Raw genomic sequence first — 14993 nt, forward strand, 5'->3', positions numbered from 1 at the left:
CGCCCTCCCTGGTGGCATCGGTTACTTGTGACGTTAGCCTCTGGCCAAGCGATCCGTCGACTTATTGCGCCGCCCCGAACGCCGGGCACCTCGTCCGCGTCCGATCCCGCTTGCAGATCGCTGTTTCGAACAAGGAAACTGCCCGCAATAACCAATCGCTCGCGTGCTGTTTGATCCATGATGCAGTTAGCGATCCGTGCGGCACCGTGGGAGGGCGCAACGTGAATCAGGCACGACCTTGAACTGGGCACTCACGCTGGCTTCGTTCGGCATCGGAATCGTCGTTGGCCTCACCGGCATGGGTGGGGGTGCGCTGATGACGCCAATGCTCGTGCTCTTCTTCAACGTTCCGCCCCTTGCGGCGGTCTCAAGCGACCTCGTCTCGGGCGCGGTCATGAAGCCGCTGGGATCGTGGGTGCACCTGCGTCGTGGCACGGTCAACCTGCGTCTGGTCGGGTGGCTGTGCGTTGGTTCAATCCCGGCCGGATTCGCCGGCGTGCTCATCGCTCGGGCCTTTGGCAATGGCTCCCAGGTCCAGCATGTCGTCCAACTGGCCCTTGCGTGCGCACTTCTGGTGGCGGCGATCGGCCTGATCGTTCGAGCACTACTTCGACTGCTGGAGCACGCTCGAGTCCGTGACGGTGTTGCGCCCCCTCTGCCAGCCGGTCAACCACGGGTCCTGGTCCGCCCACTGCCGACTGTCCTTGTAGGAGCGGTCGGTGGTGTCGTGGTCGGCATGACTTCCGTTGGCTCCGGATCCCTGATGATTATCGCGCTGATGGCCCTCTACCCCGGCCTTCGGGCCAACGAATTGGTCGGCACCGATCTTGTGCAATCGGTGCCGCTGGTGGCCTCCGCCGCTCTCGGCCACCTCCTGTTCGGCAGCGTCACGATGGCCGTCACACTGCCGCTGATCATCGGAGGCCTCCCCGGCACCTATGTCGGTGCGCATCTATCGTCGCGGCTCCCAAGCGGCCTTGTCCGCAGGGCTCTGGCGTTTGTGCTGCTGGCGTCCGCGCTCAAGACGTTTGAGGTCGACAATCTCATCACGGTCATCGCTCTCGGAGCCGCCGCGCTCGTCGCTCCGATCATCTGGATGCTGGTCCGCCGACACTATGGGTTTCCTGCCCTTGTCCCTCGCATCCGTCACGCCGACCCGGTGGACGCACATGCGCAGGTGCTTCACTAGTGCCGAGATATTGCGCAACCCGTATACATCGTGAACATCTCTACATGAAGGACTCCCGCCGTGCAATCTGTTGCTAGCCTCACGAGAATGACACTCGCTGGGGAGAGGACTCGCGCGTTCGGTAGCGCGGGTCGTGAGTCGCTGAAAACCATCACGCGCCAAGTCGGAGTGGCGACCAGTGCCCTCCGACCGCCGCCGGACTTCCTGATCATCGGCACCAAGCGCGGCGGGACCACCTCATTCTATTTTGACCTGCTGGATCACCCCGATGTGATGCGCCTCTACCCGCCGCCACTGCCACTGGTCAAACGCGAAGCGACCAAAGGTGTCCACTACTTCGACAGCAACTTCACCCAAGGAGAACGCTGGTACCGCTCCTACATGCCGACCGAGATCAGTCGAGAGGCGCACCGTCGGCGTCACGGTGTCCGCCCGGTCGCCGGTGAGGCCTCCCCCTACTATCTCTTCCATCCCGCGGCCGCTGAGCGCGCTCACCGATCCGTGCCCGATGCCCGAATAATCGTGCTGCTACGAGACCCGGTACTTCGTACGTATAGCCACTGGAAGGAGCGGCGCCGCGGGCATGCGGAACCACTCGATTTCCTGGATGCGCTTGAGGCCGAGCCAAGTCGTCTCGCCGGTGAACGCGACCGTCTCCTTGCAGAGCCGGGCTACACAAGTTATGCCTGGGAGCAACAGAGCTATGTCACACAAAGTCTGTATGCAGATGCGCTCCGACCGTGGTTCGATCGGTTCGGCCACGAACGGGTCTTCGTTGCCGCAAGCGAGGACTACTACGCAGATCCTGCAGCCGTTCTTGGGCAGGTTGACACCTTCCTCGGACTTCCACCTCGAGCGAGTTCAACCGGCATTGTCCGCAACGCCGCGCAAGGTGCGCCACTACCCGACAGCGTGAGAATGCGACTGGATGGGCTCTTTGCGGGGCCCAACGCTGCACTCGCGGCTCTCACCGGGAGAGACTTCGAGTGGTCCTGATAGTGCGCGAGAACCACGCTGGCTCCGGGGAACTGATGAAGGGCTTTCCGGCTGGAAGACCCGTCATCCTCCTGCCGTTCGGCGACCGGCGTGCAGCGGCACTCGGAATATCGTTATTTACAGCCTCCCGTCCTGCCATCGTGCGGGCCCAGCAAGCTGCCTTCACACTGACCAGGCGAGTAGGGGTGCGCGCCCTCCCGGGTCGATCGCGGCCATGGTCTCCACCATTTGAGCCCGACCTGTGGGAGGACATGCTCGAGCAGTGGAGAACAGCTCTTGGCGCGTTCGACGCGTACGCGATCTATCAACGGCGACAGACAAGTCGTGACGGGCTCACACTACTGTTGACACAACATGGCCGCCCAGTCGCGGTTGTCAAGGTCCGTGGCGACGGACGAACGCTGGAAACGGAGCAGCGCGCCCTCGAGGCGGCGACGGCGGCAGGAAGGCGCTACTTCCAGGTGCCACAGCCACTCGGAATGGCATGGCTACACCACGGCGGCGCGTGGAGCGCACAAGCGGCGGTCTTCGACGCTCCACACCGTCCCGTCTTCGACGCCCCCAGCGCACTCTTCGATGAGATCCGCGACGCGCTCCAGCCCGTGGTCTCCACGACGGGGACAGCAGTGCCGGCGCACAACGACATGACTCCGTGGAACCTACGTCGGGACCGCAGGGGCCAAATCTGGTTGTTCGACTGGGAGGACGTCGGGCCTGCACCAGTTGGCTTCGATCGCTCCCACTTCTGGGCGACCTCCTACGCCACCCGGCAATGCACCATGCCAGACGACCTTCCACGGTCGGGCGTCGCATACTGCCGGGAAATAGCGACCGCACGTCGCGACGACCCCACCACCGATCCCGCCGACGCCGCCACGGCGCGTCGCATGCTTGCAGGCCTTGACCGTGCTCCGAACACACGACCTAGCGAATCCGTCGCGGGAGACCAGACGTGATGATGACTCGGGAGGAGCGGCCCCTCATGGTCCGTGCAATCGCAAACCGTCAAAGCGTCCAAGCAGGGCGCTCCAATGGACGATTGCGCCTCGTCATCGCCTGGATATTGGTGGTACTCGCTCTACTTCCCTGGCGTAGCCAGACCTATTACTCTGGCGGGGTAGACCCCACGGTGGCGGTTAAGGCCGTTCTTCAGATTGTCGCATTGGTTCTCGCCCTCGGACGTGCCCTGCCCGGTCGCTTATATGCAGCGCTCGGTCCGCGAACCCTCGCAATCGTGTTTGCTTTCGTGCTGTTTGCCTGTCTCGGCGGATGGGCGGCGGGCTCGCCCGTCACATCCGCCATCCTCGGCATACGCATTCTTCTCATCGTGGCGACCGTTGCGCTACTTATGGTGTCTTACCCCCATGACGTGGCCCTAACCAGTGGAATTATGGTCCTAGCCGGGGTCGGAATGTTTTGCGGGCTCAGCGGACTTGGTAAAGTCGGCGCTACTGGGCGGCTCTACGGCGGCATATTGCCGATCAACCCCAATCAGATCTCTCTGATGATCAGTCCACTCGTAATTTGGCTAGTATGGCGGATGCTGCAGGCTCAAGCACGACTGGTGGAATACGCACTCCTCGTAGTGCTGTTCGCAACCACCTGGCTGACAGGATCACGGACCGGCCTCGTCGGTTTGATCATTGGAATCGTCATTGTTCTGATGTACGCACGGCGGCTTCCACTCGGTGGAATGCTCTCTATAATTTTCTGCATGCCTGTGTTGCTATGGATTGTCGGATTTACGGGTGTCATCGCGGGCTACGTCGGCAGAAACGGAGACGGGCACGTAATGACGCTCAGCTCCCGCACCATTGCGTGGTCGGCAGCCTTCAGTGCACCAACAGATTTCTGGTCACATTGGTTCGGCGGCGGCCTTAACGTGACTACGGTCTCGGTTACTGGCCAGTGGTGGAATCAGCAGGTAGTCGACAGTAGTTGGGTATCCGCCTACATACAAGCCGGGGTCGTGGGTGTCGCCCTTCTCGCGTTGTGGTCATTCACCTGCTTGACTGCATCCTTTCGTGCACCGCGCGCCACCCGCGGCCTCATGATCGCCCTTGTGGTCAACGCAATCATTCGAAGTGCCCTGGAGACAGGGCTGATCGGGTCATTCGTCCTTTTCGTCGTTATGCTCATACCGGCGTTGACCTGCGAAATTCGACCTAGGACCAAGCCCCCGGAGCATATTCGTCTCACCCAGAGTCCTATGCAACCCGACAGAAATGCCGCTAGCGCCGCCCCGGCCGAACTAAATGGCACCCGTTAGGACGTGAATTCTATGATCCGTGGAGGTAGTCTCACCGAGGCCCTGAATGCCAGAATGATCCGCGTCATGAGTAAACATGCCACCCAGATCAAAGGTAACGACTATCGCATTGATAGCAATGCGAGCCCCGGATATATTCTCACGCTAGCCACCGCAAGGGGGGGCATGAAACTACGCGGCACCATTGCATTCCCTGGCAGAGATTCGAAGCCGTTTATTGCATCTGGCGTCACCATTAAAGAGCGAAGCAAGATTCACTTCGGAAGTGGCGTCTCCATTGGCCCCAAATGCTACATCGATGCGTTGTCGACAAATGGAGTAAAATTGGGGTCCAACTCTTCGGTCGGACGAAATACTCGAATAGAGTGCACTGGAACAATTCAAAATATCGGAAAAGGCATGACTGTCGGTGAAAACGTTGGGCTCGGCACCGACTGTCTGTACGGCGCCGCTGGAGGCATCGAAATCGGCGATGATTCCATCATCGGAAACTTTGTGAGTTTCCATTCGGAGAATCATCAGATTTCAGATCTCGAGAAGCCTATTCGACTGCAAGGCGTGACGCGTCTCGGCATTAGCGTCGGGAGGGACTGCTGGATCGGAGCTAAGGCCACCATCCTTGATGGAGCTCACATTGGTGATGGCTGCGTCATCGCGGCGGGCAGTGTGGTGATCGCGGGAGAGTATCGGTCGATGACTATCTACGGCGGCGTGCCAGCGAAGGAGATCGGTTCACGCATCCGACCAAAGGATCGCAATGAGGGGCCCCCTCAATCTCACTAGGAAGCATCAACCACGCTGTCGTCACGTAGGTCATACCCGCACGATCGTCCCGCCGGGAGCACTACTTGATGAACATCGCGCACTCGGTTGGACAAGGCTAAGGTGATGTCGGGCACACGCTCAGGACGTCCTCATGCTGAGACGTCCGGTGAACGGTCCCGAGGCTCAGTTCGCCGGCGCAAGAGGGCTGATCTTGCCGGGTGCCGACGCCCGGCCAATAATGCGAGCATCAGGGGGTGCGTCGACGCGTTTGGTAGCACAATATGGGGGTCGGTGGGTAATCTGACTCGCCGGTGACAACAAGCATGTGCACCAGCCGCGGCATCGTCGCAAGAGGTTGGCTAAGGGAGGGGTGGATGACAGATGAGCCGAGTGCCGAACATGCTCCTCGCCGAGAATCCACCCACGGCATTCTGAGTGGGAGAAAACACAACATGACGTTGACGTATTACATGCGGATCCTGCGTAACCGCTGGCTTACCGTTGTGAACTTTGTGGTGCTCGGCGTCCTCGCTGGAGCGGGGATCACGCTACTGATGCCCCGCGTGTATTCGGCGGCGGCGACGAATTTTGTGAGCGCCTCGGCGGCGGGTAACCAACCCGACTCCCTTTACCAGAACTCACAGTTCACCTTGAACAATGTGCCGTCTTACACCGCACTTGTGCACAGCCCGTCCGTGCTTCAGCCGGTGATCGATCAACTTCACCTGAAGACAACGGTACCCGCGCTTGCAGCAGAAGTGACCGCGACCAATCCTACGAGCACCGTCCTCATCGTCGTAACGGCCACCAGTTCGAGTCCAAAACAGGCGTCGTCGATTGCGGACGCGGTGTCAACTCAGTTGGCGAAGTCTATCGAGAGCGTCGAGAAGCCCCGTCAGGGCGGCAGTTCACCGGTTTCGGTCACTAACGCACTGAAGGCGACCACCCCGACCGCGCCCGTGTCTCCGCGTCCGTCGTTGAACATCGCACTTGGTTTGATCCTTGGACTTACGATCGGTGCGAGCGTTGCCCTACTCCGCGACCACTTCGACACATCCGTGCACTCCAGCGAGGATCTGCAGAGGCTCAGTGGCGTTGCGCCACTTGGCGAAGTCCCCTACGAGGCGTCGATCGCCGAGCAACCGCTCGTCGCACTACGGCACGATTCGATCGCGGTGGAATCGTTCCGCACGATTCGCACCAACCTTCAATTCGTCGATGTGGACAACCCACCAAAGCAAATCGTCATCACCTCCGCTTTGAGCAACGAGGGCAAGACTGTGACGGCATGCAATCTTGCCCTGGCCCTCGCGCAGGGCCCGAGCAAGGTATGCCTCGTCGAAGGGGACCTTCGACTACCGAAGGCGGCGAGCTACTTTGGGCTCAATGGCGCCGTCGGCCTGACCAACGTCGTCACCGGTCAGTACCTGCTGGACGAGGTTCTCGTCCCGTGGAATCGTAGTCAGATCACAGTTCTACCTGCCGGCACAACCCCTCCGGACCCGAGCCAATTGCTTGGTTCACTCGCCGTTCAGGATATCCTTGCCCAACTGCGCGAGCGTTTTGACGTCGTGATCATCGATGCGCCCCCGGTGTTGCCTGTCAGCGATGCAGCGGTGCTGAGTGCGGCGTCCGACGGTGCCGTTCTGGTGGTGCGCCAGGGACAGACTCATCGTGACAGCGTGTCCGAAGCGATCGAGCGACTGCAGAACGCCCATGTTCATCTGGTCGGCACCGTCATCACGGGAGTGAAGGTGAAGCGCGGCCAGGAGCGATACGATTATGGTCAACGCCACCACGAAGGTGCTGTTGAGCAGACCTCTCTCACCAGGGCGTCGGTGGCACGCGGACGCCGAGCACTTGACAACGCGAGCAATCCGACCGCCACGGAGGCTAGCGCGAAACTCATCGATGACGACGAACTCGACCCCGCTAACCTGGCGCCGGCGGCCGGACAGCGCGAGGGCTAACATCTTGACCCGCGTCTGCGGTGGAACGGCGACCGCGGATGTGCCATCTACGGCCGTCACACCAGTGTCGATGACGCCAGTCTTGCTCCCGCACGACATCGATGCGGGTAGCCGGGCTGTGTGCCGGATCCCGGCCAGCCCCCGGGGGTCGTCGAAGCCAACTCGGCGACGGCGACCACATCGAGATCGACCCACAACCGCTCACCCAGCGACTCAGCCGCACGATGGTCGGCGGCGAACCCAGCAGGCGACCCGACCCTTCGAAGGTCGCGACCGACTTGTACCGTGTCGAGATCCGGACGGCGTCAGGATCTCGACACGGTACAAGTTCGAACTAGAAGACCCGGTCCGAGCCCACAACGGCTCGTCACCAAGGGGCGCAGGCTCGACTACTGGTCAGCTGGAACTGCCGAGCCATGCGCATTCCCGCTGACCTGCACCATCGCATCACTCAGTTGCGACGTTGCATCGGCGAGCAGGTCGACCATCCACCGGTGCTGTCGACGGCCATCCTGGTGGACATCCGGGACGTCGTATCCCGACCCCGATCCTGCCGCCTTCGTCCGGTCCTGTCGAACATGCAGCCCCAGACGCCGGTGCGGCGCAGGCACCGCAAACTTCCCCCGCGCAGCGTCCATCTCATCCACCAGCCATGAGAGGCTAGCCTCCGGATCATCCGATCGCGCAAGATGCCGTGCACTTCCCCGCAGGCTGTGATGCCTTAGCTCCGAGACAACGGCGGCGGCAAGCGCAGCGCCCTCTCGGATGGTGAACACCCGCGACCGTTGCCGCGGGGCAAGGCGCAGCACGTCCGCAGCTATGCTGCGGTCCGCAGCGAGGACCAGGTTGGCCTCCTCGATATCCGCCAACTGAATCGCATGTGGGGCTCCCTGCAACATCGGGGAAGCGTCGGCACCACGTGCGCCAACCTGCTTGGCGGCCAGCGCACAACGCTGGTTCCCTTTCGATGCGCGAGCCGCGCTGCTAGACGCAATAACGATGTCGCCGAATGCGTGGTCGCGAACGGCATGCCGTAGCAGGACCGCTGCTGTGGGAGATCGACAGACGTCAGCCGCACATACAAACAGCACAGTGAATGACACCGACTTCGGCCCCCTTTCATGTCTGGCCCGATTGGGCGAGTCTAATGCAGCAACCTAGAGGGTCCCTGGGAACTTGCTTATAGGTGTTCAGCTTTCCAGGGTGAGAAGACCCCATGGAGGGACACGAACCACTCCACCTGACGACCTCGCCCGGACGCCGGCGGGAGCGGCATCCGAACTGCTGGTCGCAATCGTCGAGACGCTCGTCACGACGTGAGTCGCCCGCCCGACGATTGCGGTGGTGTTGACAAGGACAGACTTCGACGTCGGATTGATCACCATGACGCGCACCGGCGCCGGTTCACGACAGGCAACGCCTACCAGTTGAGGTGCCGTGGCATGACGTGTCACCGACGATGTGCCTACAGCCTGTACCGACTGACAACCGCTCAGCGTGCCCACGAGCAGCTGCAGCATCCTGCCCGCCGCCGTCAAGTAGTAGCGGAACGGCCCAGCCGAGGAACCATTTGTCGAAATTGCCCGGATCGCCGCGTAGCTCGAGCCGACAAACCCCACAAGGTCATGGAAGTCGGCGAGATCGACCCGCGGATCCTCGACCATGCGGACGGCGAGTTCTGCCCCGCCGATTGCCCGAGCCCAAGGCAATGGCTGTTGAGCCTCTGCCGGCGTGTAATTCCACTCAGTGACCCAGATCGGAATGTTTGTTGGCAAACTTGGCGTAATCCGCCTGAGCGCGGCGCTCCACTGAGTTAGGGGTGCGGTCGCGACCTCCGCTGGCGTGGAGTCTGCCGCCTGTAGGTAGACGTGAAGTGCGGCCGCATCCGCACCACGAATGGTTGCGAATAACTCCTTGTTCCAGAGCTTTCCGCGTGGCCCCTTGGCCGAAGTGGGGTCGTTAACGGGCACGGCGATCTCCACACCTGGAAATTCGCGGTGCAGCGTCGCGATCCACGTGTTTGCCACCCTCGCGTAGACTGCACCGTCGGCGAATAAACCTCGGTACTGCCACGCCCACAGTTCATTGCCCAGCTCAACGCGCTTCACGGGTAAACCATCTGCTTGCGCTGCATGCAGCATGGCCAACTGGTCCCCCAGAGTCGAACTGACCAGGTTAAGATCGAACAGACCCGTCGCTCCGGCCGCCTTCGTCATCCCGATGAACTGCGGCAACGTTATCGGAACCTCAGGGTGCCCAGCCACGTATCCGCCACCACCAGTCGCGCTGGACCGAACCAGTCGACCCTGCCTCCAGTTCCAGAGGTTGGCACTGGTGCCACCGAAGAGGCGAAGGTTTCCTGCGCGAAGAGACGAGACCGCGCGCGTGAAGCCGGGATCTCTCCAGACATAGCCAGACGCGTCCGCGCTGATGCCTTCAGCATTGACGCCTATGAAGTCTGGCGCAATAGGTCTTGGGACACCCGAATAGCGAAGGGCCGTGCTGGCAGTCACGATCTGATTCGTGGTGGTTGGCCGGTCGCTACAACTTGCCGCCGAGAGTGCGACCGCAATAACGGCGAGCGTCCCGATGACCCGACCGCCCCGATGTGCCACATTCGTCTCCTGCAGACTGTTGTGTCGCAACCGCTAGTCCCATTGTGACGCCGACCGCCGACGGCCGTCGAAGCGGCCACGTTGGCTTTCGCCGTTTGCCAGTTTGAGGGACAACTGCTCGTACTGCTCGGCCACAGCGTCCCATGTGTACTCTGATGCCGCCCGCTGCTGCAGCACTTGGCCGCGTGCGGCAAACTCCTCGGAATTGGCCTCCGCTGCGACCAGGTGAGCAGCAAGGCCGTCCGCGTCTCGAAAGAGTAGGCCGGCAGGGCCGAGTACGTCCCGGTTGAAGCTTACGTCGTAGGCGACAACGGGGGCGGCGGCTCCCATAGCACGCAGCAGTGATGGGTTCGTGCCGCCCACTGAGTGCCCATGCACGTAGGTCAGCGAGTTTGCATAAAGCACGTCGAGCAGGTCTTGGTCCCAGACCCCACCGATCAGCCGTACCCGATCCGAGCGCGCCGCCAACTCGCGAACCCGGGTGTCATATTCAGCCGGATACGGCGTGGAGCCAACGACAACCAGTGGATGGGTCGCGCTGCTTCTCAGATAGCCCTCGATAGCGAGGTCGACATGGTTTTCCGGCTCAAACCGCGCGACGACCAGATGGTAAGCTCGCGGCTCACAGCCAAGTTCCTCGAGGCGAGTCATCTGCGAGTGACGGAGGATCGGCGCCCCGTAGGCGATCTGCTCGGTCGTCGCGCCAAATTCGTCGATGTAGTACGTGGCAATCCCCTTGGCGTCCGCGATCAGTGCGTCCGACCAGCGCACCGCCATTGATTCTGCGGACCGATAGTACTTCTTTCCGGCCGGTCCCCATTTGCCCCGCCGCCATTCCAGCCCGTCGACGTGCGTGGCGGTCGGCACTTGGCGAAGCCGCAGCAAGGGCAGGAACACCGAGTTCGCCGCGTTGAACACGAGGGCGACGTCATGACCCCGGTGCCGCAGCACATGCGCCACAGAGAGCCCTGTGTGACTAAGCGTTTCCAGCGAACGCCGCCGAGCCGCGGGGAAGTACACGAGTTGCATTCCCGCGTACCGCTCCGGCCGTGGGTCGCCCTTCCGAGAACGGCAGTAGACCGTCACGGTATGCCCACGTGCGGCGAGCCGCCGACCAACCTCTTCGACTGCCGTCTCAAAGCCACCATAGGTCGCAGGCACTCCACGAGTTCCGATCATCGCGATCCGCAACGGCTGGGGCGCCATGCATTCACTTGCTGACCCACCCATGAACTTCCTCCCCACCTCGACGCACTGAATCAAACCAAGTCGCGCCTTCTCGATTTGAGGGTTAGTTGCCACGCGATGGTTGTCATGAATAACTCTACAGAACTTCTGTAGATCGCAATCCGACTCGGTAGAGTCAACCTGTGCCGACGCTCGACTCTCAGCCCGGGCGTGGATCCGAGGTTGCCCCGGTCGCTGATCCGCAGTCAGCTCCGGACACCACTGTGCCCGCCACGACTGTGCCCGCCACGCCTCCAGCATCGGCGTCGCTTAGGGGAGCCGCGCGGGGTGGAAGCGTCAACATCGTTGGAGCCGTCTGTAATCAGGGCGCCCTGCTTGTGACGACTGCTGTCATTGCCCGGTTCCTCGGCAAGACCGCTCTCGGTGAGTACGCCCTTGGTCTCGCCGTGTTGGCCATCGTCGGCATCGTCGGGCTCTTCGGATTCCAGATGACACTCACCCGATTCGTCGCGACGCACCTGGCGGACTCAGACTACGGGCGCCTGCGTGGCACGATCCGCCTTGGCGTGGGCTTCAGCGTCGGGCTGTCCACGGGGCTCGCCATCGGAGTCGCCATCTTCGCAGCGCCAATCGCGAGCCTGCTGCACGACCCCTCGTTCGCCGGCGACCTGAGACTGGTCGCGCTGGCGCTGCCAGCAGCGACGATCCGTGATGCCTGCCTCGCGGCCGTCCAAGGCTGGCGAACACAACGAGCCTTTGCGGTCATCACCTGGATCTACGAGCCACTGACCCGCCTCGTCCTGACTGTGCTCGCACTCGCCCTGGGTCTTGGCATCCACGGAGCGTTCGTAGCCATCCCCATCGGCGCGTGGACCGCAGCCCTGCTGGCCGCCACTATTCTGCTACGACGTGTACGGCAGACACCTCCTGCGACGCCAGTCTTCAGGGCCGGAGCGATCTTCAACTTCTCGACGATCAGCCTCGGCACCGGCCTTGCGTCGGTCGGACTCATCTGGGCCGATGTGCTCATGCTCGGAGCCATGAGCACGACCGACTCTGTTGGCATTTACAACGTGTCCACCCGTCTGGTCAACCTTGCCGTATTCGTGATGGTCCCGATCAACGCTGCATTCGCTCCGCAGTTCGCGCACCTGCTTCACCGCCAGCAACTCGATTCCCTCAACCATATTTACACGGCGGCGACAACCTGGATCCTTCGGCTGTCACTGCCCGCCTTCGTTCTGCTGATCATCTTTCCCGGTGAGCTGTTGCAGATCTTTGGGACCGGCTACGGCGTGGGCGCCGCGGTGACCGTCATCCTGTCGATCGGTCAGCTCGTGAACGCCGGTACCGGACCGTGCGGCACACTGCTCAACATGGGGGGCAAGGTGGGTCTCAATACGATCAACAACGTGGCGGTACTTGTGCTCAACATTGCCCTCAACCTCTGGCTCATTCCGCGTCACGGCATCATCGGCGCCGCAGTCGCGTGGTCGCTCTCCTTGACGCTGGTGAACCTGGCTCGGGTGATTGAGCTTCGGGTGATCCTGCACGCCATGCCCTTCGGTGTAAGCACCGTCAGATCGTTGGCGGCTGCTGCGGCCGCCGCCGCGGCTGGACTCGCCATCCGGCTTGCTGTACCGGGCCAGATGGAGCAGGTCGTGCTGGGCGTCATTGCCATTGCTGTCGTCTACCTCATCTGCCAACTCACATTTGGACTCGACCAGGAGGACAAGTCCCTCGTCACGGGACTCGTCCGGAGAGCTTGACCCCTCATCATTGGCAACCCTCGGAAAGTGAGAATCCATGGTCCAGTCCACAGTCTGGTTCATCGTGCTCGTGCTCAGCGTGGCCGCTCTCCTCTGCGCCGTCGACCTGTCGACAGAACGAGGTTTTGGGCGACGCTTCAGTTCGGTGCCCAGAAGGCTGATCACGGCCGTGGCGAGCGGAGTGCTACTGATCGCGCTCGCGCTGATCTGGCGGGTGCATGCCGTAGCGGCGGCGGATGGTCACGTGATCGCCAAGTTGGACAAGTCGCGCGGCGCCGCACTAACCGGAATCATGAATGTCGTGACGACAATGGGAGACGCGATACCGAGCCTGCTCATCGCGTCCGCTCTCGCCCTGATCGTCTACCGGCAGCGACAGAACCCCCTCGCTGTACTGATCCCGCTCGCGGTCCTGGTCGAACTACTGATCCAGGCAGGCATGACAAAAGCGTTCCACGACATCACCGTCCACCAGGTGACAGCGAACCTCGTCATTGGCGGGACAGGGACGATCCCCTCCGGCTCAGTCGCTCGGCTGTACGCAGTCTTTCTGCTGACAAGCCACCTCTGGAACCCGAAGGATCCCGCCGGGAAGGCGCGCATTGCCACGTTGGGTGCCGTCCTCGTGCTCATTCAACTCACCACGCGGCTCTTCCTGGCACGGCACCTGCTGGCCGATATCGTCGGCGGGCTGCTCCTTGGCCTTGTGCTCGAACGCATCGGCACCGTCGTGATCATGTGGCGCGCCTCATCCCCCAGGCTGCGCAACAAGCCTGCGGCGAGCGACGCCGGTGACATAGACAGCGGTCGGGCTCCGGATGAACGGATCGTCCCTCGCGACCGCCTCATCTAACCTGCAGCCTGGCACTCGGGGAGTACCTCTCACAGTGATCTGAGACCTGCTGCCGGTCCCACCGGTGCCCGCAGCGGGCACATCCGAACAATCTGGAGAGCATCGTCACCATGCATCAACAGCGCATGATCTTCCTGCACTCGTCCGACGAGCTGTACGGCGCCGATCGCATCCTCCTGGAGCTCCTCGTTGCCCTCCCACCCGGGACGGACGCGGAAGTATGGCTACCCACGGACCTCAAGCATCCCGCGCGGCCGCTTTGCGAACGCCTTCATGCGGACGGGCGCACGGTCCGTCACGTTGACCTCCCGATTATGCGGCGCGCCTACCAGACTCCATCCGGGCTCGTGGGACTGACCCGACGAGCGGAGTCGCTGCGCCGCGAGCTGCGCCGAGCAGACCCGCACAGCGTGTACTGCACGACAAGCGCAGCGTTTCTCTGCGCACCCGTCGCCCGACTCGCAGGAGTGCCGCGGGTATTCGGCCACGTCCAGGAAATCTGGAGCCGAGCGGACCGCGCCGTTCTCGGCGCGCTCGCGACCGCGTGCCACGAGTTGCTCGTCATCTCCCAGGCCGTGCGCGTGTCGCTTCCCGCTCGTCTGCAGTCACGGACGACGGCGCTGCTGAACGCAACTGAGGCACCACGCGAGGTCGTGCCACTGACCGATCACAGCGGATCGCTGACCTTCGTGATCGCAAGTCGATGGAACGGGTGGAAGGGCTATCCGACCCTTCTGCGTGCGTGGGATCTGGCGGATTCACCGGGTCGCCTGATAATCCTTGGCGGGCCACCGCCCAGCGGCGATCGGGTGGACGTACCGCGCCTCGTCGCCGAACTTGATCGACCGGATTCCGTGACGCTGGTGGGCGAGGTCGACGACAGCTCCTCCTACCTGACGGACGCCGATGTGGTCCTCGTACCATCTGATCGGCCGGAACCGTTCGGCCTGGTCGCCATCGAAGCCTTCGCGCGCGCGCGTCCAGTCATCGCAAGCGCGGCCGGTGGGCTTCTCGAGATCGTGACCCACGCGGAGAATGGCTGGCTCTTTCCGGTCGGAGATGCGGATGCATTGGCACGAGTGCTCTTGACGCTCAGCCGGCCTCAGGTCACGACCGCCGGCATCGCAGCGCGTCGCACCTTCGAGGACCGCTTCACGATCGGTCGGTTGCGTGACGAATGGCGCCAAGCAGTATTCGGATCGCAACTCAACTAAGAGGTTCCGCGGATAGGCACGGTGTGATCGGCGTGTCGTGATGTGGTGCAGGCACAAGCCTCGGTAGAAGACGGGTTGTCGAGACTCGCCCAACGTCACCGGGAGGGCTTGTGCCTGCCGTGGCATCTTCCATCATCGAACCGATCTGGGACCAGTTCGCCGCGA

General features: G+C 62.3%; 12 protein-coding genes. 9 read left to right on the forward strand and 3 right to left on the reverse strand.

All coding sequences use genetic code 11. The features are described 5' to 3' along the window. Positions 1-238 precede the first annotated feature (238 nt). The 6 genes from FGL98_RS21220 (at position 239) to FGL98_RS21240 (ending at position 7189) form a co-directional block, all read left to right on the forward strand. Entirely contained in the window at positions 239-1189 is a 951-nt protein-coding gene (locus FGL98_RS21220) for a sulfite exporter TauE/SafE family protein (protein WP_146320270.1), read from the forward strand. An 87-nt stretch (positions 1190-1276) separates the two neighbouring features. After that, positions 1277-2185: a sulfotransferase gene (locus tag FGL98_RS21225; protein ID WP_146320272.1), complete on the forward strand. Its 909-nt coding sequence runs from the start codon at positions 1277-1279 to the stop codon at positions 2183-2185. 251 nt (positions 2186-2436) lie between these two features. Then, positions 2437-3141, forward strand: a complete 705-nt coding sequence (locus tag FGL98_RS27250; protein ID WP_425461017.1) for a phosphotransferase — start codon at positions 2437-2439, stop codon at positions 3139-3141. Positions 3142-3167: 26 nt separating this feature from the next. Further along, entirely contained in the window at positions 3168-4454 is a 1287-nt protein-coding gene (locus FGL98_RS21230; RefSeq protein WP_146320274.1) for an O-antigen ligase family protein, read from the forward strand. 66 nt (positions 4455-4520) lie between these two features. After that, positions 4521-5237 (forward strand): acyltransferase, encoded by a 717-nt coding sequence (locus FGL98_RS21235; protein WP_222432318.1) that lies wholly within the window; start codon positions 4521-4523, stop codon positions 5235-5237. Positions 5238-5593: 356 nt separating this feature from the next. Then, positions 5594-7189 carry a tyrosine-protein kinase domain-containing protein gene (locus tag FGL98_RS21240; protein WP_186526299.1) on the forward strand — a complete coding sequence of 532 codons (1596 nt, stop codon included), beginning with the start codon at positions 5594-5596 and terminating at the stop codon, positions 7187-7189. A 389-nt stretch (positions 7190-7578) separates the two neighbouring features. Here FGL98_RS21240 and FGL98_RS21245 read toward each other — a convergent pair whose 3' ends face one another. The 3 genes from FGL98_RS21245 to FGL98_RS21255 all read right to left on the reverse strand — a co-directional run bounded on the left by FGL98_RS21245 (position 7579) and on the right by FGL98_RS21255 (position 11034). Continuing rightward, a complete protein-coding gene (locus FGL98_RS21245) occupies positions 7579-8292 on the reverse strand; it encodes an arsenate reductase/protein-tyrosine-phosphatase family protein (RefSeq protein ID WP_146320278.1) in 714 nt (237 codons plus the stop codon). A gap of 87 nt (positions 8293-8379) precedes the next feature. Continuing rightward, a complete protein-coding gene (locus tag FGL98_RS21250; RefSeq protein ID WP_146320280.1) occupies positions 8380-9423 on the reverse strand; it encodes a hypothetical protein in 1044 nt (347 codons plus the stop codon). Between the two features lie 414 nt (positions 9424-9837). Beyond that, positions 9838-11034, reverse strand: coding sequence for a DUF1972 domain-containing protein (locus FGL98_RS21255; RefSeq protein ID WP_342779992.1), 1197 nt, complete (start codon positions 11032-11034; stop codon positions 9838-9840). Positions 11035-11270: 236 nt separating this feature from the next. On the opposite strand from FGL98_RS21255, the gene FGL98_RS21260 reads away from it, so the two are divergent. From FGL98_RS21260 to FGL98_RS21270, 3 genes are all read left to right on the forward strand, one after another. Further along, on the forward strand, positions 11271-12761 hold the full coding sequence (locus FGL98_RS21260; RefSeq protein ID WP_281289200.1) for a flippase: 1491 nt from the start codon (positions 11271-11273) through the stop codon (positions 12759-12761). A gap of 37 nt (positions 12762-12798) precedes the next feature. Further along, the gene (locus tag FGL98_RS21265; protein WP_146320286.1) at positions 12799-13614 is read left to right on the forward strand and encodes a phosphatase PAP2 family protein; all 816 of its coding nucleotides are present in this window, start codon (positions 12799-12801) and stop codon (positions 13612-13614) included. 110 nt (positions 13615-13724) lie between these two features. After that, on the forward strand, positions 13725-14828 hold the full coding sequence (locus tag FGL98_RS21270) for a glycosyltransferase family 4 protein (protein WP_146320288.1): 1104 nt from the start codon (positions 13725-13727) through the stop codon (positions 14826-14828). Positions 14829-14993: the final 165 nt, after the last annotated feature.

This window comes from Leekyejoonella antrihumi, from assembly GCF_007845645.1.
Lineage (GTDB): Bacteria > Actinomycetota > Actinomycetes > Actinomycetales > Dermatophilaceae > Leekyejoonella > Leekyejoonella antrihumi.